The organism is Enterobacter cloacae complex sp. 2022EL-00981 (genome assembly GCF_028737495.1).
GTDB lineage: Bacteria > Pseudomonadota > Gammaproteobacteria > Enterobacterales > Enterobacteriaceae > Enterobacter > Enterobacter cloacae.
In genome coordinates this window covers 24,839-43,544 of the sequence record NZ_JAQZRK010000008.1, presented here as the reverse complement: position 1 = coordinate 43,544, position 18,706 = coordinate 24,839, and the positions used below count along the sequence as shown (strand labels likewise).

The window sequence follows — 18,706 nt, the reverse complement described above, 5'->3', positions numbered from 1 at the left end:
GTGTTTAACAGACGCAACACTTAAAGGATAGAATTAATGAATTAAAATATTACATTATTTTTTCAGCATCAAATCATAGCGTTAAGATGTGTCAAAAAATATTAGTGACCCGGATCATAAAAAACAGATAATCCTGAAGTGTTATTTTTTCAAAATATACATTCCAGACAGGAATGCACATTTATTTTCCGATGAATAATAGCCATATATTCATCGGAGCAATATATCCCGTTTTACAAACGGGAGGTTCTGTATAAAAAAACTATTCCTGAATTTCTTCATCCTGACGGACCTGCATGGCCCACCGCTGGGCCGCTTCCGGCACAGTAAACACCGGAGAACGACGGAAATGCTCGCCAATCAGCACAAAGGCCACATATTTGCCACGTAACTGCCAGACATCGCGATAGCCATCCACCTTCAGCGCATGTTCAGGGGGAGCGGGTTCGACACGGGGCACGTAGCTAATAACCTGGCGATTTTGTTGACGAAGAGGTTTCATAAGCGACTGGTTCATTAAAGCACATTCTGAAAGCAGGAAATTTCTATGATAGCCGATCCTGCCCCCACGCGTCGCGCCTTGCGTGTGGTGGACCGCCTCTTTTACTAAGGCGGTGTCTGAAAAAGCTGAGTTCGCCTGCCCTTTCCGTACATTGTTCTATAGTTAACAGGGTTTTTTAGGAATGAATAAAGGAGAAGCGTGCAATGTCGAACAAAGATAACACACATCAATCACCCATTCATGGCACTGAAGAATCACAGCCGGGTATGGACTCCCTTGCACCTGAAGATGGATCTCATCGCCCTTCACCGGGTCCCTCAGCCCCTGGCGAGCAGCCGACCGCGCCCGGTAGTATGAAATCGCCGGACACCGGCAATGAGAAGCTAAAATCACTCGAGCCACACCGCAAAGGCGGAGAAGGCTATGCGTTGACCACCAATCAGGGGGTGCGCATCGCTGACGATCAGAATTCCCTGCGCGCGGGATCCCGCGGACCGACTCTGCTGGAAGACTTCATCCTGCGGGAAAAAATCACCCACTTTGACCATGAGCGTATCCCGGAGCGTATCGTGCACGCCCGCGGTTCCGCCGCTCACGGCTATTTCCAGCCTTACAAGAGCCTGAAGGAAATCACCAAAGCAGACTTCCTTTCAGACCCGGATAAGATCACCCCCGTATTTGTGCGCTTTTCCACCGTGCAGGGTGGCGCAGGTTCGGCTGATACCGTGCGAGATATTCGCGGCTTTGCCACCAAGTTTTATACCGAAGAGGGTATTTTCGACCTGGTCGGCAATAACACCCCGGTCTTTTTCATTCAGGATGCGCATAAATTTCCTGACTTTGTCCATGCGGTAAAACCGGAGCCCCACTGGGCGATACCGCAGGGACAAAGTGCGCATGACACCTTCTGGGACTATGTCTCCCTGCAACCCGAGACGTTACACAACGTGATGTGGGCGATGTCTGACCGCGGGATCCCGCGCAGCTATCGCACCATGGAAGGGTTTGGCATTCATACCTTCCGGATGATCAACGCCGAGGGCAAAGCGACGTTTGTCCGTTTCCACTGGAAACCGGTCGCCGGGAAAGCCTCGCTGGTGTGGGATGAAGCCCAAAAGCTGACCGGGCGCGATCCGGACTTCCATCGCCGCGAGCTGTGGGAATCCATTGAAGCGGGCGACTTCCCGGAATATGAGTTGGGGTTACAGCTGATCCCGGAAGAGGACGAATTCAAATTCGATTTTGACCTGCTGGATCCGACCAAACTGATCCCCGAGGAGCTGGTACCGGTTCAGCTGGTGGGCAAAATGGTGCTTAACCGCAACCCGGATAACTTCTTTGCCGAGAACGAACAGGCGGCTTTCCACCCCGGTCATATCGTCCCGGGCCTGGATTTCACCAACGATCCGCTGCTGCAGGGGCGACTGTTCTCCTACACCGATACGCAGATCAGCCGACTCGGCGGGCCGAACTTCCATGAAATTCCGATTAACCGCCCCACCTGTCCGTACCACAATTTCCAGCGAGACGGGATGCATCGTCAGGATATCGATACCAACCCGGCCAACTATGAGCCCAACTCCATCAACGATAACTGGCCGCGTGAAACGCCTCCTGGCCCGAAACGGGGTGGATTTGAGTCGTATCAGGAACGTGTGGACGGCAACAAAATCCGCGAGCGCAGCCCGTCATTTGGAGAGTATTACGCCCACCCTCGCCTGTTCTGGAACAGCCAGACACCGATTGAGCAGCAGCATATTATCGGCGGCTTCAGCTTCGAACTGAGCAAGGTTGTGCGGACCTACATCCGCGAGCGCGTTGTCGATCAGCTGGCGCACATTGATATTCAACTCGCCCAGAGCGTGGCCGATAACCTCGGCATTACGCTGACGGATGAGCAACGCAATCTTGCCCCGCCGAAAGAGGTCAATGGGGTGAAAAAAGATCCGTCGCTCAGCCTGTACGCGGTGCCGGGAGGCTCGATTAAAGGCCGGGTGGTGGCGATCCTGCTTAACGACAAAACCCGCGCCAGCGACGTGCTGGGGATCATGCAGGCGCTGAAAACCAAAGGCGTACACGCCAAACTGCTCTACTCCCGAATGGGTGAAGTAACTGCCGATGACGGGTCAGTGCTGCCGGTTGCCGCCACCTTTGCCGGTGCGCCATCCCTGACGGTGGACGCGGTGATTGTGCCATGCGGCGATATTGCCAGCCTGCTGAGCAACGGTGACGCGGTCTATTATCTGCTTGAAGCCTATAAGCATCTGAAACCGATCGCCCTTTCCGGTGATGCGCGACAGTTTAAAGCGCGCCTGAACGTGGCCGATCAGGGTGAAGACGGGATTGTGGAAGGCGATAACGTCGACGACGCGTTTATGACCAGGTTGTTTGACCTGCTAGCCGCGCACCGCGTCTGGTCGCGTAGCAGCAAGATTGACCAGATACCGGCGTAAAAAAAGCCGGGTGGCGCTTGCGCTTACCCGGCCTACATTTCGACTGGTTTTGTAGGCCCGGTAAGGCGAAGCCGCCACCGGGCTTTGTCTTAAAGATCCCCGAAAGTCCCCAACCGATACCCGCGCTCGGCAATCGCGTATTTCAGCGACGGTGACGTCAGCACCTCCAGCTCCGCCAGGCGCGGCCAGCAGTAGGCGCTCTTACGGACGGTGTTATCGACAAACGCGGGATGCGCCATCACCTCCAGCGACCGTTCCCCCCGGGCTGCGGAATCATCCAGCACCTTCAGGAACAGCGCTTCGTCGATCTCCTCACCGTAAAACGCGCTGCTGAACCCCTCCGTTGTTGTCACGGCAAAGTCCGGCAACCCGCGCACGTCACGATCCACACGCATCGCCACGCCTTTACGCTGAGCAAAATCCGCAACGAGCGGAAAAATCGCCGGGATCATATGCACATGATGATGGCTGTCGATATGGGTTGGTTCGCGACCAAAGAGGTCAACAAAACGGTTGTACTGACAGTCCAGCTCGCGGGCAATCTCTTCGAGCGGCAGCGCGTCCTGCTCCGCCAGTTCCCAAATCCATTTCCCGAGTTGCCCGTCACGCGTCAGCCCCGGCATCGCTGAAAGCGGCCTCCCCAGCGTCAACACAAAGTGCATGCCCACGCCCAGCTCAGGCGCTTCACGGCTCAACTGCGCCGCGTGCTCTATCGCCTCTCCATTCACCAGCGCGGTGGTCGAGGTCACCACACCCCGTCGGCAGGCTTCAACAATGCCGTAGTTCTGCCCTTTTGACAGGCCAAAATCATCAGCATTGACGATCAGCAGGTTTTCCATCGCACATCCTCTTAACGGTGTTGGAATTTGAGCTTCTCAATCGTGGCAGCAAAATTTGGCAGCCATTTTTCATGCGCCAGTATCATCTCACTGGCCAGCACTTCCGCATCGCGGTCGGAATGGACCAGCGGGCTGAGGTTCAACGCCAGCAGCACGTCATTCAACTCACCGCTCAGCGCGGCGTTGCTGGCCGCCACTTCAAACCCTTTGATGGTGTGAATAAGTCCCATCACGTTGTCATCAAAGTGGGTAATACGCGGATGCGGTTTTGCCCCCTCACGGCCCAGGATACAGGTCATCTCTACGGCCCAGTCGGCCGGGATATTGTCGATATGGCCGTGGTGCGGCACATTGACGTAGTGCTCAGCCTGCTTGTCATTGTAAATGGCGTTAATCACTTCGCACGCCGCGTCGGAATAGTACGCCCCACCGCGCTGTTCAAGCTCTTTCGGCTTCACGTTCAGATTCGGATCTTTATACAAATCAAACAGCTGCTTCTCAACTTTCTGCACTATCTGTGCACGTGCGCCGCCTTTATAGTACTCACCCATTTCGATAGCCAGCATCTCTTTCTGCTTGAAGTAGTAGAGCAGATAGGAGCATGGCAGCAGGTTCAGGGAACGGATGAGCCCTTCGCTGAACGGCAGGTCGAAGATATTTTTCACCGATGCAGCGGTCAGGCGACCGGAGGCCACGCCGTCCAGTAGTTCAGCAAAGCGAGACTGGCCGTTGACTATCACATCTTTGATGAACACCATGTGGTTGAGACCGAACAGATCGATAGAGAGATCGTCGTTGTCGGTCAGCTCCAGCACGTCGCGGATGAACATCTTCATGCCAATCGGAATATTGCAGACGCCGATAAAACGCTTGAAGCTGGTATGGCGATAGACCGCCTCGGTGACCATCCCGGCCGGGTTGGTAAAGTTAATCACCCATGCGTTCGGGCAGATCTCCTGCACATCTTTGATGATGTCGAAAATGACCGGGATGGTGCGCAGACCTTTAAAGAGGCCGCCCGCGCCGTTGGTTTCCTGTCCCAGATAGCCGTGGCTCAGCGGAATGCGTTCGTCCAGTTCACGCGCTTTGAGCTGGCCCACGCGCAGCTGAGTGGTAACGAAGTCAGCGTCCTGCAACGCCAGGCGACGATCGAGGGTTTTATGCACGGTTAAGGGCACACCGGCTTTTTCAACCATTCGTTTGCACAGGTCGAAAATAATATTCAGCTTTTCCTGACCTTCCTCAACATCCACCAGCCATAATTCGCTGACCGGTAATTCATGATAACGTTTCAGGAAACCTTCCAGTAATTCCGGGGTATAGCTGCTGCCGCCGCCAATGGTCACGACTTTTAATTTCTTTTGCATAACATCTCCCTTAGCGTATCAGGTTAATCGCCTGCAAGGTATAGCGGACTCTTCCCGCTATTTGGGCAAGCAATCAAGTCAATATTCGTGGCGAATACACTCGCCAGGCACTAATTAATTACCGTCAAATTCTTCCGGTAACTGTTTGGTGTGAATGAGGTAAATTTCTTAAAGGTTTTAATAAACAGGCTGGGGCTACTGTAACCGGACTCATAAGCAATATCGGTGACAGAGTAGTTGGTAATTTCCAGCTGTTTTTTGGCAAAATTAATGCGGATTTCATTAATAATTTGCACGGGCGTTTTACGATAATAACGCTGTGTCGCCCGGGTCAGGTATTCCTGGGATTTTCCGGACAGTGACACCATATTTTCCAGAGCATTCTCGCTGAACTGCCCTTTGTCGTGCATCAACTCGACGGTACTGCGAAGCCATTGCGGGACATCATCGGTCACCTGCTGCTCTTCACGGTGGTGGCGAAGACGGTTCATCACATAGAACGTCACGGTTTCAATAAATTCATCGAACTCATTGTCGCGGAAGTTGAGCGAGGCGATCACCGTTTCGATCCAGGTCATAAATTCGTTTTTTACGCGATAGACCTGGGACGCCACAAAGCAGAACGGCACCAGCGGCAGATAGTGTTTCTCAAAGAAACGTCTGCTGACGCCAACATTCAGAATACGGGTGGCACCAAATTCGTAAAAGCTCTGGTGATAAGATCCCATCGGCAGGAAAACAAAGTCACCGCGCTCCAGCAGGACACGCTTGCCGTTAATCTCCTGATAGTAGCGGCCGGTCAGAACAATCGTGAACTCGTAGTAGTCATGCTGGTGCAGACCACTGACGCTCTCCGTCTTGTTGTAAATAACCACGTGAAAATTCTTGCCATTAAACAGCTGCTGTTCAAGTGCGGTTTTAATTTCCATCGTGCTGACCTCCTGCTACTCAGTCTGACTTACTGCAGCTTCTCGTGAAGCTCAATTAACTCTGCCACCAGCTCGCGTGCCAGCATCGAGGTCATCAGGTGATCCTGTGCATGCACCAGCACCAGGCTGACTTTCATCTTCCCTTCCCCCTGGTCGCCTTCGATAAGCTTAGTCTGCACCAGGTGCGCTTCATTCAGCGCGATACGGGATTGATCCATCATGGTCTTAGCGGCGGCAAAATCGCCCTGCTTGGCCTGCTTCAGGGCGGCATACGCCAGGCTACGTGCTTGCCCGGAGTTGATGATAAGCCCCATCACCACTTCTTCCAGATCGTTCTCTACGGCGTCTTCGGCTACGATACTATCCAAATCTAACATCTTTAAGCTCCTTTTCGCTGGCGCGGGTTACCCCGCGCCGGGCAATATTTAGAATTTCAGTGCGAGGGCGATATCCTCTTCGCTCTCTTCTTCATCAATCACGGTCGCGGCTTTGTTGGCTATCGCCACGAATGGCATATAGAGCAGTGTTGCAATCCCGAGGTTGAATATCGCCAGCAGGAAGGCCGCGACGCTACCGTTGGTGTTGAAGAACGCCCCCAGCCCCGCCGGCATGGTCCACGGCGCAATGTTGGTAACAGGCGGGATAATGCCCAGGTAATAGGCCGTCAGGGTGATCCCCGCCAGCAGCGGCTGAATCAGGACGAATGGAATGAACATCACCGGGTTCATGATGATAGGCAGACCAAACAGAATCGGCTCGTTAATCTGGAAGATACCTGACGGCAGCGCCAGCTTCGCAACCTGACGATGGTCAGCGCGACGAGAGACAATAAAGACCGCGATGATCAGACCCAGCGTCGCCCCGGTACCCCCCAGGAAGATATAAGAGTCCAGCATCGGCTTCGCCCACACATGGAAGGTTTTACCGGCTGCCAGCGCCGCATCAACGGAGCCGTACTGCTGATAAAGTGCAACGTTTTCCAGTGCCCATGGGGTCATGATACCGCTGTCCAGCGCGGCCAGTGCCAGTGAACCATGTACGCCGAAGAACCACAGCAGGGAGGTGAAAATCACGTACGCCCAACCGACCACGCCCCCCATCGACGCCAGCGGCGTTGAGATAGAGTCCATGATGATCTGGTGGAAGTTTGTGCCCCAGTGAGAGAGCGCCCAGGCAATAATCCCCATGATGGAGAGAATAATGAAGCCTGGAATCAACGCGGAAAATGAACGGGAAACGGAGGCCGGTACGCTATCCGGCAGGCGAATTACCCAGTTGCGACGGATAATAAAGGTGAACATCTCGGCAACCACCAGACCGATAACGATACCGGAAATAATGTTTGCCCCACCCAGCCAGTTGGCACCCACAGCATAAGCTTCACCCACGCTGTATGGGGTGACGGTCATAAAGGCGGCAACGGACAATAACCCCGCGGCCAGCGGATCCACCTTACGTTCTTCGGCTAATGCCATCCCAATAAAGAAAGGCGCCATCAGCGACATAATACCCAACGTACCGTTATATACGTTGCCGCCGATGGCTTTAAAACCGTTAAGGGTTTCAATGGTTGAAGCGTCTAACCGAATTCCTAATGAATAAAAAAAGGAACCTTCACCAAAGCTCAGAAAAACGTTGTTAATTAAAACGAACATTGCCCCGGCCAGCGTCAACGGCATTAATTTAATAAAGCCGTTTTTGATGGCGTTAACATGAGGCTGCTTTCCTATTTTAACAGCAAAAGGAAGGAGTACCTTTTCAAGTGAAGCGATGACTTTACTCATAGGAAAATACCCTTAAATGCCGCAACGTATGTCGCGGCATATTGTGTGTGAAATAACTCTTTGACGGGAAAAAATAAAAATTAATTAGCAGATTTTTTAATTGCTGCCACAGCAGCTTTCAGTACACCTAAACCATCAATCTTACCGTACAGCCCTGAATCGATTACCTCGACCGGTTTATTCGGTAACAGACGTTGAATTTCTGGCAACATGTAAGCGATCTGCGGCCCCAGTAAAATAACATCTGCGGTCTGGCCTTTTTCACCCGCCAGCGTTTCCGGGAACGCTTCGATCACCACCGGCACTTCATACTTTTCGGCCTGTGCACGCATCTTCGACACCAGCAGTGACGTTGACATGCCTGCAGAGCAGAACAGGTAGATATGTTTCTTTTCCATCATGATTTCCCTCTTTTATGACTACCTGCCGTCTCGCTATCACTCGACTCGCTCTCCTGGCTGACAGGTAATGTGCTGACTGTTGTTTATCGTTGGAGTGAGTATACGTAATGGTACAGAGGGGGGATAATTCTGCACAGGCCTAAATTGTCTCTCATTGACCTGGCTTGTTGACTACCTTCACATTTCAGGCAAATAATTCGCGCAAAGAAATAAGATTTACGTATGCATAAAAAAACCGGCCCAAAGGCCGGCTTGTTAACATCCTCAGGCAAGCAGGGTTACTGCGCCTTAGGTGCCTGCGGATCGGTATCGTATTCAGCACAGGTCTGGTAACCGGAATTGATGACGTGACCGGTGTCATCCAGAGCAACAAAGTAGGTTTCTGCCTTACCATCACGTTGACCCAGGATATAGGTCTGGCAGGTACCACGCGCGTGGATCATGGTCACTTCTGACGAAGGCTTACCGGCAATCGCAGCCACCTGCGAACGGGTCATGCCTTTTTTGACATCTTTCACTACCGGCTGTGTAAACTGATCTTTGGTGCGATCGTAAGCCGTACACCCTGCCAGCATAGTCAGTACCGCCGCTGCGCTAAGAATTCCTGCTACGTTCTTGTTCATATTCCGTCCTCTTGTTTATCAGCGTGTTATCTAAGCATGGGATAAAAAGTACTATTGTTCAACTTTGCGAGTTACGCCAGACGAATTTCGGAAAATTCCAATAAAACAACGATAAGCTGCTAAAACGCCGCAAAATAGCGCACTCGAAACTGTGATCCTTGTCGTTTTACGCCTGAAGGGTTAGTTTTAACAGTTAACACATTCTGTTTATGGTCTGCATATGGAGGGCGTGATGGCTCTGCAACACGAGATTATTCAGGCGCTGGGCGCGAAGCCTGCGGTAGATGCAAATGAAGAGATCCGCCGAAGCGTTGATTTTTTAAAATCCTATTTAAAAACGAACTCGTTTCTGAAAACGCTGGTACTGGGCATCAGCGGCGGACAGGACTCGACGCTGACCGGCAAACTCTGCCAGATGGCCATTTCAGAGCTGCGCGAAGAGACGGGAGATGAAGCGCTGCAGTTTATCGCCGTGCGTCTTCCGTATGGCGTGCAGGCAGACGAACAGGATTGTCAGGATGCCATCGCCTTTATCCAGCCAGACCGCGTACTGACGGTCAATATCAAAGGATCGGTGCTGGCGAGTGAACAGGCGCTGCGCGAAGCGGGCATTGAGCTGAGCGATTTTGTGCGCGGCAATGAAAAAGCGCGCGAACGTATGAAAGCGCAGTACAGCATTGCAGGCATGACCAAAGGCGTGGTTGTCGGGACCGATCACGCGGCAGAAGCCATCACCGGTTTCTTCACCAAATATGGCGACGGGGGCACCGACATTAACCCTATCTTCCGTTTGAACAAGCGTCAGGGTAAACAACTGCTGGCTGCGCTGGGCTGCCCGGAGCATTTATACAAGAAAGCGCCAACGGCGGATCTGGAAGACGATCGCCCTTCCCTGCCGGATGAAGCGGCGCTCGGTGTGACCTATGACAACATCGATGATTATCTGGAAGGCAAGAAACTGGACGAGAGTATCGCGAAGATTATCGAAGGCTGGTATCTGAAAACCGAGCACAAACGCCGCCCACCCATTACCGTGTTTGACGATTTCTGGAAGAAATAAAAGCAAAACGGTAACCCAGGTTACCGTTTTTAGTGTTTGCGCCCTCTCCCGTGGGAGAGGGTTGGGGTGAGGGCATCAGGGCGCACGTCCTGGCCGGGGTGAGGGCATCAGGCCACCCGGCTCTTTTTTAACCACCCCACACCTGCTACACTGTATACCTGAACAGTATATGGAGTGGTATGTGAGCAGGCGTCAATCTGCCCCGCGTCTTGAGTTTGAAGCGGCGGCTATCTATGAATATCCCGAACATCTCCGCCCCTGGCTTGAGGAATTGCCTAAACAGCCAGGCGTGTACATCTTTCATGGCGAAAGCGACACCCTGCCCCTCTATATCGGCAAGAGCGTGAATATTCGCAGCCGGGTGCTGTCCCATCTGCGCACGCCGGAGGAAGCCGCCATGCTCCGTCAGTCGCGACGCATCAGCTGGTATCCGACCGCGGGAGAGATGGGGGCGCTCTTACTGGAAGCCCGGTTAATTAAAGAGCAACAGCCGCTGTTTAATAAGCGTCTGCGCCGCAATCGTCAGCTCTGCTCGCTGCAGATAACCGCGGGCAAACCGCAGGTTGTCTATGCGCGCGACGTCGATTTTTCCCATGCACCGAATCTGTACGGCCTGTTCGCCAACAAACGTGCTGCGCTACAGGCGCTGCAAACGCTGGCGGACGAGCAACAGCTTTGCTATAGCCTGCTGGGGCTGGAGGCCACCACCCGTGGACGCGCCTGTTTCCGCTCTGCGCTCAAACGCTGTGCGGGTGCCTGCTGCGGCAAAGAGAGCGTCGAGGATCATCACGCCCGGCTTCTTGGCGGGCTGGCGGCCATCAGCGTGAAGTGCTGGCCGTGGGAAGGGGCCGTTGCGCTAAAAGAGGTGGGAGAGACGATGACGCAGTACCACATCGTTCATAACTGGTTCTGGCTGGGGGCGGTCGATAATCTGCAGGAGGCCGCCACCCTGTTACGCACACCCGCCGGCTTCGACCATGATGGCTACAAAATTCTCTGTAAGCCCGTGCTGACCGGCGAGTTTGACGTTATTGTGCTTAATGACCAGGCAGCCAGTTGATTTCGCTGAATAATAACCTGCCGTGCGATTCCAGCAAACGCAGGGTGTGGGTTCCCTCCTCCCAGCTCGCGCCCTGATCGGCTGTCAGCAATTTATCCCCCAACTGCCACGCACCGCTTAAGACGAAGACTACACCCCCGCGTGAGCCAAAGGTAGTGAAGGTGCGGTCTGCCACCCGCACTTTCGCCTGGCAGCAATCCCGCCGGGTCATGATGTTGAAGTCCATCGACATCTGCCCGTCGCTTAACAGCGCTTTTACCGGCTGGTCGCCGGAAAAACAAAAGGGCTGATGGTGCTTCAGGGTATGGCAAAACGCCTGACCGGCATCCAGCGTCACTTCCCCCCCTTCCAGCAGGGTGATAACCCGGTCAACACCGGGAAAGGAGGAGAATTCGCCATTGCTGGCGATGGTCGCAATGCTGGCACGCCAGAAAAAATCGCGCGTCGCGGGAGGAAAACAACAAATTTCGCGCGTCTCACCAGCACCATTGCGCCAGAGACTGACCGGCATTTTACGGATATCAAAGAACTCCATCACCACTCCTGAATGGCGCAACGAGCGCCAGGGCAAGGATATCGCTATCGTTGCTGTCTTGTTTGTTATGATTGAATAGTTACAGACGTAGTATCGGCAGCAGAGCGGGCAAGCCTTAGCGGGACGCTGATAAAAAATCTAACGTCATGAATTCTCTGAAGCGATGACAGGAGAATACCGCGCCTGTTGCGGCAGACAAGAGGGTAAGAAAGAAAAAACCGCCGGTCCTGTCCACAGCATTTGCGCTTTTGTAGACAGGATCCCGGCGGTCTTAAGAAGTGAACCGTTTATTCGGTTGGTGCTGGCATTTTACCTTCCATTGCCGGACGTTCTGTCAGACGCTTCTCAAAATTGGCATTAAATTGTTTTTTCTGTTCCGGCGTCAGAATGTTGTAGATCTTGTTCTGGGTTTCCATATGAGCCAGCATGCGGGCTTTATGCTGCTCAGCCATTTTGTCGATCTGCGCTTCGGCTTTTGCCTTATCGAAGCTGTCGCTGGCGATAATGTCATGCATCGCGCGGCGCTCTTCCAGCGGAGGACGTTTCATCTGATCACGCTGGCTTTTCATGATGTCGCGGATCTGCTGTTTCTGCGCATCCGTCAGGTTCAGATCTTTGAACATCATCATCTCGTGCATACCCGGCTTGCCTTTGTGATGCATCATCATTTTGCCTTCAGCAGGCGCGGCAGTGGTGGTTGCGGTATCTGCGGCGAACGCCATGCTGGTAGCGCCCAGAGCCAGGGTAGAAGCAACAAACAGTGCAGTAAACTTACGCATAATTTATTTCCTTACTTTCAGTTATTCTTCGGCGCTATGCCGTGTTGACGAGATTAACTTTACGGGGTTTAACGTCAATTAGTCAGAGCAACGGTAAAACAATGAAAGTGTAAAAAACAAATTTTCGCCAAATATGGAGGAAATAAGGATAAAGCGTGGAGAGTTGCAACTAAAATATGCAATAAGCTGATTATTAAGAGATTGTGCAGAAGTATAACCAACTGCCGTTTAATAATAAAGCAATTATCCAGGAATATTCTGCAAAGAAAATGCGATCGCCTTAATCGCTAAGAATATAGTTTTAATATTCCCCTCCCGCAGACAGGAGGGGAAACGATCAGGACACTTTTTCCAGCATCAACCCGGCCCGCAGACCAAAGTCCACAGACGGGTTGGGGAACAGCACATATTCGGTTGTTTTCTGCACCTCATAGCGCTCGTCGCCGTCCTCCGCCAGTAATGCCCCCTTGCGAAACGGCGTAAAATTGAGCGTGTGGGCCGCCATATGTAGCTGGAAAGCCTCGCTACGGCGGGTGATCTGCTGCACAACCCGATAACGCTCGACGGGCTGGCTGGTATGCTCCGGCTCCGTCCCCCCCAGCAGCGCCCGCAGCGCAAAATGCGTCGGGGCAAAGCGCGTAAGATCGTTTTGCCCAAACGGCAGCGCTTTTCCCAGCTCCAGCGTGCAGGCCAGCGCGCCGAAGCGTTCGCAGGTAAAGTGCGTGAAGGTCCCCCCCGGCGACTGATGGAAGACCAGCGCTTCCAGTCCCGCATCCCCCAGCCAGCGCAGAAAATCTTCCTCCCAGGGCTGATTACGCTGCGGCAGTACGCCAAAACGCACGTGATACGAGGCGCGGATCGCCGTATGCAGATCGAGATGCCAGCGCGATGGCCCCGCGTCGGTGAAAAAGGAGGTGACGATCTGCTCCAGCCACTGCGCCCGTGCCGTTTCATCACTTTGTGGGAATTGCGACCAGCGGCCACCGAACATGCGGTTGATGTCGCTCACCAGATAGCGTTTATTTTGCGCCAGCGCAGGCGGGTTTCCCAGAACCACCAGCAGACGGCAGTGCAGCGCGATCTCACCGCAATACAACGCGCGCAGCAGCAGGTCGACAATCTCGACGGGCGCCGTTTCATTGCCGTGAATGCCGGTTGAGAGCAGAAGCGACAGTTCACTCCTGGCGGTCGGTGTCAGTTCAAGCACGCCGCGCCCCAGCCACCGCCAGTGGAATGAGGGCCCCTCTCCCTCACGTTGTGAGGGCGTTTCGTCGGCCAGCGTCAGCGCCAGTAAATTTTCCATAGCGCCTCCTTTAGCGCTGGAACGGGTAAACCGAACCCAGTTGCAGGATTGAGGTTAACGCGTCCAGCGCCTCGCGGCCTTCGCGCAGCAGCTGCGGGTCAACCAGATCGGCCTGCGTTAACCGGTCGCGATAGTAGCGGTCCACCCAGTCGTTCAGGGTGTTAAACAGCGTCTCATTCATCATCACTGCCGGGTTAACGGCCTGCATTTCGGCAGGCGTCAGCACCACGCGCAGGCGTAAACAGGCCGGACCGCCCCCGTTTGCCATGCTCTCGCGCAGATCAAAGACGCGCAGTTCCGCAATCGGGTTATCGGCTTTCACCAGTTCAGTCAGATAACGCCACACGCCCGGGTGATCGCTGGACTCCTGCGGCAGCACCAGCATCATGCTGCCATCGTCCCGGCTCAACAGCTGGCTGTTGAAGAGGTAGGTCTCAACCGCATCCTGCACGCTCACCGCCTGCGTCGGCACCTGAATCGGCGTAAACCCGGGCACGCGTTCATGCAGCGTGGTGAGGAGTTTCTCCTGATGGGCAAACGCCTGCTCGTGGCAGAACAGAACCTGGCGGTTAGAGACGGCAATCACGTCGTTATGGAACACGCCCTGGTCGATCACATGCGGGTTCTGCTGGGCAAAAATCACCTGCGACGGATTGACCTGATTCAGACGCGCCACGGCCTGGCTTGCCGCCAGCGTCTGGCGGGCCGGGTAGCGGGTTGGCGCAGAGTGGCCACCCTCTTCCCGCCCGTAAATAAACAGCTGTAACCCCGGTTCGCCGTAATCGCCGCCCAGACGGTTATGGTTGGCAGCGCCTTCATCACCAAACATCGCCACCTGCGGCAGAGCCGGATGGACAGCAAAATGGGCGTCATTATGGAAAATGGCGCGCAGCACGCGCTCCGTGGTCTCCGCTTCGGTGGCGCGGTGGAATTTGTTGTTCAGGTTCGCCACCGTCAAATGGACCTTGCCATCCAGCGTATCGGCAGAGGGCGCAACGGTCGCCGCATTGGCCACCCACATTGAGGAGGCAGAACTCGCCGCCGAGAGCAGGTGTGGCGTCTGCGTTCCCGCTTTCTCCACCACCTGTTCATCAGTACCGCTAAAACCAAGCTGACGTAACACCGCCACGTTTGGACGCTCCTGCGGCGGGATCACCGCCTGCGGAAAACCCGCGTCCGATAGCGCCTTCATTTTCAGCAGCCCCTGCTTTGCCGCCAGTTTCGGGTTGGAGACCTGAAAACGGTGTTTCGTCGAGGCTTCATTACCAAAGGAGAGCCCGGCATAGTGGTGCGTCAGCCCCACCAGGCCGTCAAAATTGACTTCACGCGCTTTCATGGCGATCTCCCTGACTAAAATCCAGCCCCGGACTCAGCGTTTCCGGCAGCGTCAGCGCAGGTGTTTCCAGGCTCGCCATCGGCCACGCGCAGTAATCTGCGGCATACCACGCGCTGGCGCGATGGTTCCCTGAAGCTCCTACGCCGCCAAACGGGGCGGTACTCGCGGCACCGGTCAGCGGTTTGTTCCAGTTAACAATCCCGGCGCGCGCTTCGAGCAGCAGCTGATCAAACTTCTCGCGCTGCGGTGAAATCAGACCGCTCGACAGGCCGTAGCGGGTGTTGTTGGCCATCGCAATGGCACTGTCAAAATCGTCATAGCGCCAGACGCACAGCAGTGGTCCAAAGACCTCTTCATCCGGCACGTTGCTTGCGCCGCTCATCTCAACAATACCCGGCGTCAGCAGCGACGTGCCCGGCTGAACCTGCTTCGGCTCCAGCAAGGTTTTCGCGCCGCGTGAGACATGGTCCTGCCAGGCTTTCAGAACGTTCAGCGCCGCCTGTTCGGAGATGAGCCCGCCGATAAACGGCTGCGGGTCGGCATCCCACGTCGCAGGCACCAGACGCGCGCTCACCTCAACCAGACGCCTGAGGAACGCATCGCCCTGCGCCCCGCGCTTCACCAGCAGACGACGCGCACAGGTGCAGCGCTGGCCGGCAGTAATAAAGGCCGACTGGATGGTCAGGTGGACTGCTGCGTCAATATCATCAGGATCTTCCACAATGAGCGGGTTGTTCCCCCCCATCTCCAGCGCCAGAATTTTTTCCGGCTGCCCGGCCAGCTGGCGATGCAGCTGATAGCCCGTCCCGGCGCTGCCGGTAAACAGCAGGCCATCAATATCACTTAACGCGCTCAGCGCCTGGCCGGTTTCACGCCCGCCCTGCACCAGGTTCAGCACGCCCGGCGGCAAACCCGCCTGCTCCCAGAGCTTCACCACCACCTCACCGGTCAGCGGCGTTAATTCACTCGGTTTGAAAATGACGCTATTTCCCGCCAGCAGTGCGGGCACAATATGCCCGTTTGGCAGATGCCCCGGGAAGTTGTAGGGGCCAAACACCGCCAGTACGCCGTGGGGGCGATGGCGCAGCGTGGCCGCGCCGTCAGCCATTTCGGTATGCTGCTCGCCGGTGCGGGTATGGTACGCCTTTACCGAGATGGCGATTTTGTTGATCATCGCCGTCACTTCAGTCGCCGCTTCCCAGCGTGGCTTGCTGGTCTCCAGGGCGATCGTGCGGGTCAGCTCGGTTTTATTCGCTTCCAGCAGAGAGGCAAACTTTTCGACAATCCCCTGGCGCACAGTGAACGGCTGTTTCGCCCACGCCGGAAACGCGCGGCGCGCGGCGTGGCAGGCCTGTTCAACCTGCCCGGCGCTGGCATCATTACCTTTCCAGAGCACCTCGTTGCCGACCGGATTGGTCTTCACTCGCTGTTCGCCTTCGCCCGTTACCCAGTCTCCGTTGATCCATAAAGTCATGCTGTTTTCTCCTCAGGGCAGAGTCGCACCAGGCGAACCGTATCGCCGGCATTACATTTCAGGGCATCCAGTTCTGCAGCCGTCAGCACCAGACGTTCACATTTCGGGTTGGTACGCACCAGCATGGCGCGGAAGTTGGTGTAATTTTCGTTCGCCACCAGGCACGCCGGCCAGTCACCCGGCGCGGGCTGACCTTCAGAGACGTTAACCAGTCGGCTTTTACGGATCGCGCGCACGCGGTCGATGTCGCACTCCAGCGTTGGCCCGCCGTCAAAGATGTCGACATAGTTACGGTAGCGGAAACCTTCTTTCTCCAGCACCGCGCGGGCAGGCGCAGTTTGCGGATGGACTTCGCCAATCACCGCCTGCGCTTCCGGGGTTAAGAAATGGGTATAGATAGGGTGTTTCGGCATCAGCTCAGCGATAAACGCTTTCTGCCCGGTGCCGCACAGATAGTCTGCCCGGCTGAACTCCATCGAGAAGAAACGCTCGCCCAGGCTCTCCCAGAATGGCGAATAGCCTTTGTCATCGATCACACCGCGCATTTCGGCCACCACCTTTTCGTTAAAACGATCGCGGAAAGCGGCCATAAACATAAAGCGCGATTTGGAGAGCAGATACCCGTTGCCCTCTTTACGCCACGCCGGGTCAAGGAACAGCGTGCAAAGCTCGCTGGCACCGGTGTGGTCATTACAGAGAAACAGCGTCGGCAGCGCGTTGTAGACGTTCAGCTCTTTCGAGGCATGCACCATAGTGCCCACGCGGTAGTTGTACCACGGGTCGTTAAGGCCGACGGCCACTTCGATGGCGCAGATCCCGGCCACGGTCCCCGTGTCGGTATCTTCCAGCACGAACACATAGCCCTGTTCGCTTTTTGGCAACGTCCCCTGCCAGGTTTGCAGGGCGCGCTCAATGCGCGCCGACAGCGTTTTTTCATCGGCAGGAAGCGAGGTCAGCCCGCCCCCCGTCTTACCGGCAAGCTGCATGAGCCCGGCGAGATCACCGCGCTCAACGGGACGGATGACCATCATGATGACACCCCGGATTTCACACGTTCACAGGCCAGCGCAAAACGGTCTAAACCGGTGCTCACCTCTTCCTCGCTGACAATCAGCGCAGGGGCAAAACGCACCACGTTGGCACCGGCAATCAGCACCATCACGCCCTGTTTCGCCGCTTCCTGTGAAATAAGTTTAGCTTTTCCGGCAAACTCCGGCGTCAGTTCGCAGCCAATTAACAGCCCCAGGCCGCGAATCTCTTTAAACAGACCGGTCTTGCTGTTAATGGCGTTCAGACGCTCCACAAACCAGTCGTGACGCTGTTTAACCCCCTTCAACACTTCCGGGGTATTGATGATATCCAGAACCTGTCCGGCCACGGCCGTTGCCAGCGGGTTACCGCCATAGGTGGTGCCATGCGTGCCCACGACCATTACGCTGGCGAATTTATCGGTGGTCAGCATCGCGCCAATCGGGAAGCCGCCGCCCAGCGCTTTCGCCGTTGAGAGAACGTCCGGCGTTACGCCGTAGTGCATATACGCATACAGCTCACCGGTACGGCCTACGCCGGTCTGCACTTCATCGAAAATCAGTACCGCGTTGTGACGGTCGCACAGTTCGCGCAACCCCTGCAGGAACGCTTTTTGTGCGGGCAGCACACCGCCTTCTCCCTGCATTGGCTCAACGATCACCGCGCAGGTGGTGTCGTCGATCAGCTCGCGGGCTGACTGCAGATCGTTATACACCCCGTGGCGGATATCCGGCGGCAGCGGCGCAAAGTCCTGCGAGTAGGACGGCTGCCCCCCTGCGCTGACGGTAAAGAGCGTGCGGCCATGGAACGCGTTCTTAAAGGCCACAATCCCGCTCTTGTGCACACCGAATTTATCGTGCGCATATTTGCGTGCCAGCTTCAGCGCCGCTTCGTTCGCCTCCGCGCCCGAATTGCAGAAAAAGACTTTCTCCGCAAACGTCGCGTCGATCAGTTTTTTCGCCAGACGCAGCGCCGGTTCGTTGGTATAGCCGTTCCCGGTATGCCAGAACTTCGCCGCCTGGTCGTTTAACGCCTGGCGCAGCGCCGGGTGTGCATGGCCCAGCGCGTTAACCGCAATCCCGCCCGCAAAGTCGATATACTCTTTACCCTGCTGATCCCACAGGCGCGAGCCTTCCCCACGAACCGGAATAAAAGCCGCCGGAGCGTAAACCGGCATCATCCATTCATCGAAATTTTCACGCGTAATTGACAGAGACATAGCGACCTCATCC

18 protein-coding genes are annotated in these 18,706 nt (G+C 55.3%); 3 read left to right on the top strand and 15 right to left on the bottom strand.

Annotated elements, in window-relative coordinates; translation table 11 throughout:
• Positions 1-262: 262 nt before the first annotated feature.
• Positions 263-517 carry a cell division activator CedA gene (cedA, locus tag PUZ33_RS09530; RefSeq protein ID WP_072203699.1) on the bottom strand — a complete coding sequence of 85 codons (255 nt, stop codon included), beginning with the start codon at positions 515-517 and terminating at the stop codon, positions 263-265.
• Positions 518-705: 188 nt separating this feature from the next.
• Between cedA and katE the strand changes: the two genes are divergently transcribed.
• A complete protein-coding gene (katE, locus tag PUZ33_RS09525) occupies positions 706-2,955 on the top strand; it encodes a catalase HPII (protein WP_045295825.1) in 2,250 nt (749 codons plus the stop codon).
• Positions 2,956-3,044: 89 nt separating this feature from the next.
• On the opposite strand, the gene chbG is transcribed toward katE, so the two are convergent.
• The 7 genes from chbG to osmE form a co-directional block, all read right to left on the bottom strand.
• Entirely contained in the window at positions 3,045-3,794 is a 750-nt protein-coding gene (gene chbG, locus PUZ33_RS09520; protein ID WP_038979913.1) for a chitin disaccharide deacetylase, read from the bottom strand.
• A gap of 11 nt (positions 3,795-3,805) precedes the next feature.
• Positions 3,806-5,161, bottom strand: a complete 1,356-nt coding sequence (locus PUZ33_RS09515) for a 6-phospho-beta-glucosidase (protein WP_058681446.1) — start codon at positions 5,159-5,161, stop codon at positions 3,806-3,808.
• Between the two features lie 110 nt (positions 5,162-5,271).
• Positions 5,272-6,090, bottom strand: a complete 819-nt coding sequence (gene chbR / locus PUZ33_RS09510) for a transcriptional regulator ChbR (protein WP_058681445.1) — start codon at positions 6,088-6,090, stop codon at positions 5,272-5,274.
• Between the two features lie 29 nt (positions 6,091-6,119).
• Positions 6,120-6,467, bottom strand: a complete 348-nt coding sequence (gene chbA / locus PUZ33_RS09505) for a PTS N,N'-diacetylchitobiose transporter subunit IIA (RefSeq protein WP_013097021.1) — start codon at positions 6,465-6,467, stop codon at positions 6,120-6,122.
• A gap of 48 nt (positions 6,468-6,515) precedes the next feature.
• Positions 6,516-7,874 (bottom strand): PTS N,N'-diacetylchitobiose transporter subunit IIC, encoded by a 1,359-nt coding sequence (gene chbC, locus PUZ33_RS09500; RefSeq protein WP_014831533.1) that lies wholly within the window; start codon positions 7,872-7,874, stop codon positions 6,516-6,518.
• 80 nt (positions 7,875-7,954) lie between these two features.
• Positions 7,955-8,272: a PTS N,N'-diacetylchitobiose transporter subunit IIB gene (chbB, locus tag PUZ33_RS09495; RefSeq protein WP_058681444.1), complete on the bottom strand. Its 318-nt coding sequence runs from the start codon at positions 8,270-8,272 to the stop codon at positions 7,955-7,957.
• Between the two features lie 281 nt (positions 8,273-8,553).
• On the bottom strand, positions 8,554-8,898 hold the full coding sequence (osmE, locus tag PUZ33_RS09490; RefSeq protein ID WP_003857836.1) for an osmotically-inducible lipoprotein OsmE: 345 nt from the start codon (positions 8,896-8,898) through the stop codon (positions 8,554-8,556).
• A 232-nt stretch (positions 8,899-9,130) separates the two neighbouring features.
• On the opposite strand from osmE, the gene nadE reads away from it, so the two are divergent.
• Together nadE and cho are read left to right on the top strand one after the other, a co-directional pair.
• The gene (nadE, locus tag PUZ33_RS09485) at positions 9,131-9,958 is read left to right on the top strand and encodes an ammonia-dependent NAD(+) synthetase (protein WP_013097024.1); all 828 of its coding nucleotides are present in this window, start codon (positions 9,131-9,133) and stop codon (positions 9,956-9,958) included.
• 181 nt (positions 9,959-10,139) lie between these two features.
• Entirely contained in the window at positions 10,140-11,018 is an 879-nt protein-coding gene (gene cho, locus PUZ33_RS09480) for an excinuclease Cho (protein ID WP_058681443.1), read from the top strand.
• On the opposite strand, the gene ves is transcribed toward cho, so the two are convergent.
• From ves to astC, 7 genes are all read right to left on the bottom strand, one after another.
• Positions 10,996-11,553 carry an environmental stress-induced protein Ves gene (gene ves, locus PUZ33_RS09475; protein WP_013097026.1) on the bottom strand — a complete coding sequence of 186 codons (558 nt, stop codon included), beginning with the start codon at positions 11,551-11,553 and terminating at the stop codon, positions 10,996-10,998. The two genes, cho and ves, sit on opposite strands and share 23 nt — an antisense overlap.
• Before the next feature lie 287 nt (positions 11,554-11,840).
• On the bottom strand, positions 11,841-12,332 hold the full coding sequence (gene spy, locus PUZ33_RS09470; protein ID WP_014831529.1) for an ATP-independent periplasmic protein-refolding chaperone Spy: 492 nt from the start codon (positions 12,330-12,332) through the stop codon (positions 11,841-11,843).
• A 337-nt stretch (positions 12,333-12,669) separates the two neighbouring features.
• Complete coding sequence (gene astE / locus PUZ33_RS09465) at positions 12,670-13,635, bottom strand: succinylglutamate desuccinylase (protein ID WP_058681442.1); 966 nt, start codon at positions 13,633-13,635, stop codon at positions 12,670-12,672.
• 10 nt (positions 13,636-13,645) lie between these two features.
• The gene (gene astB / locus PUZ33_RS09460; protein ID WP_058681441.1) at positions 13,646-14,971 is read right to left on the bottom strand and encodes an N-succinylarginine dihydrolase; all 1,326 of its coding nucleotides are present in this window, start codon (positions 14,969-14,971) and stop codon (positions 13,646-13,648) included.
• On the bottom strand, positions 14,958-16,445 hold the full coding sequence (gene astD / locus PUZ33_RS09455; RefSeq protein WP_013097030.1) for a succinylglutamate-semialdehyde dehydrogenase: 1,488 nt from the start codon (positions 16,443-16,445) through the stop codon (positions 14,958-14,960). The genes astB and astD overlap by 14 nt, the downstream gene beginning before the upstream one ends.
• On the bottom strand, positions 16,442-17,476 hold the full coding sequence (astA, locus tag PUZ33_RS09450; protein WP_058681440.1) for an arginine N-succinyltransferase: 1,035 nt from the start codon (positions 17,474-17,476) through the stop codon (positions 16,442-16,444). Before astA ends, astD begins: the two co-directional genes overlap by 4 nt.
• Positions 17,473-18,693 carry a succinylornithine/acetylornithine transaminase gene (gene astC / locus PUZ33_RS09445; RefSeq protein ID WP_029882003.1) on the bottom strand — a complete coding sequence of 407 codons (1,221 nt, stop codon included), beginning with the start codon at positions 18,691-18,693 and terminating at the stop codon, positions 17,473-17,475. Before astC ends, astA begins: the two co-directional genes overlap by 4 nt.
• Positions 18,694-18,706: the final 13 nt, after the last annotated feature.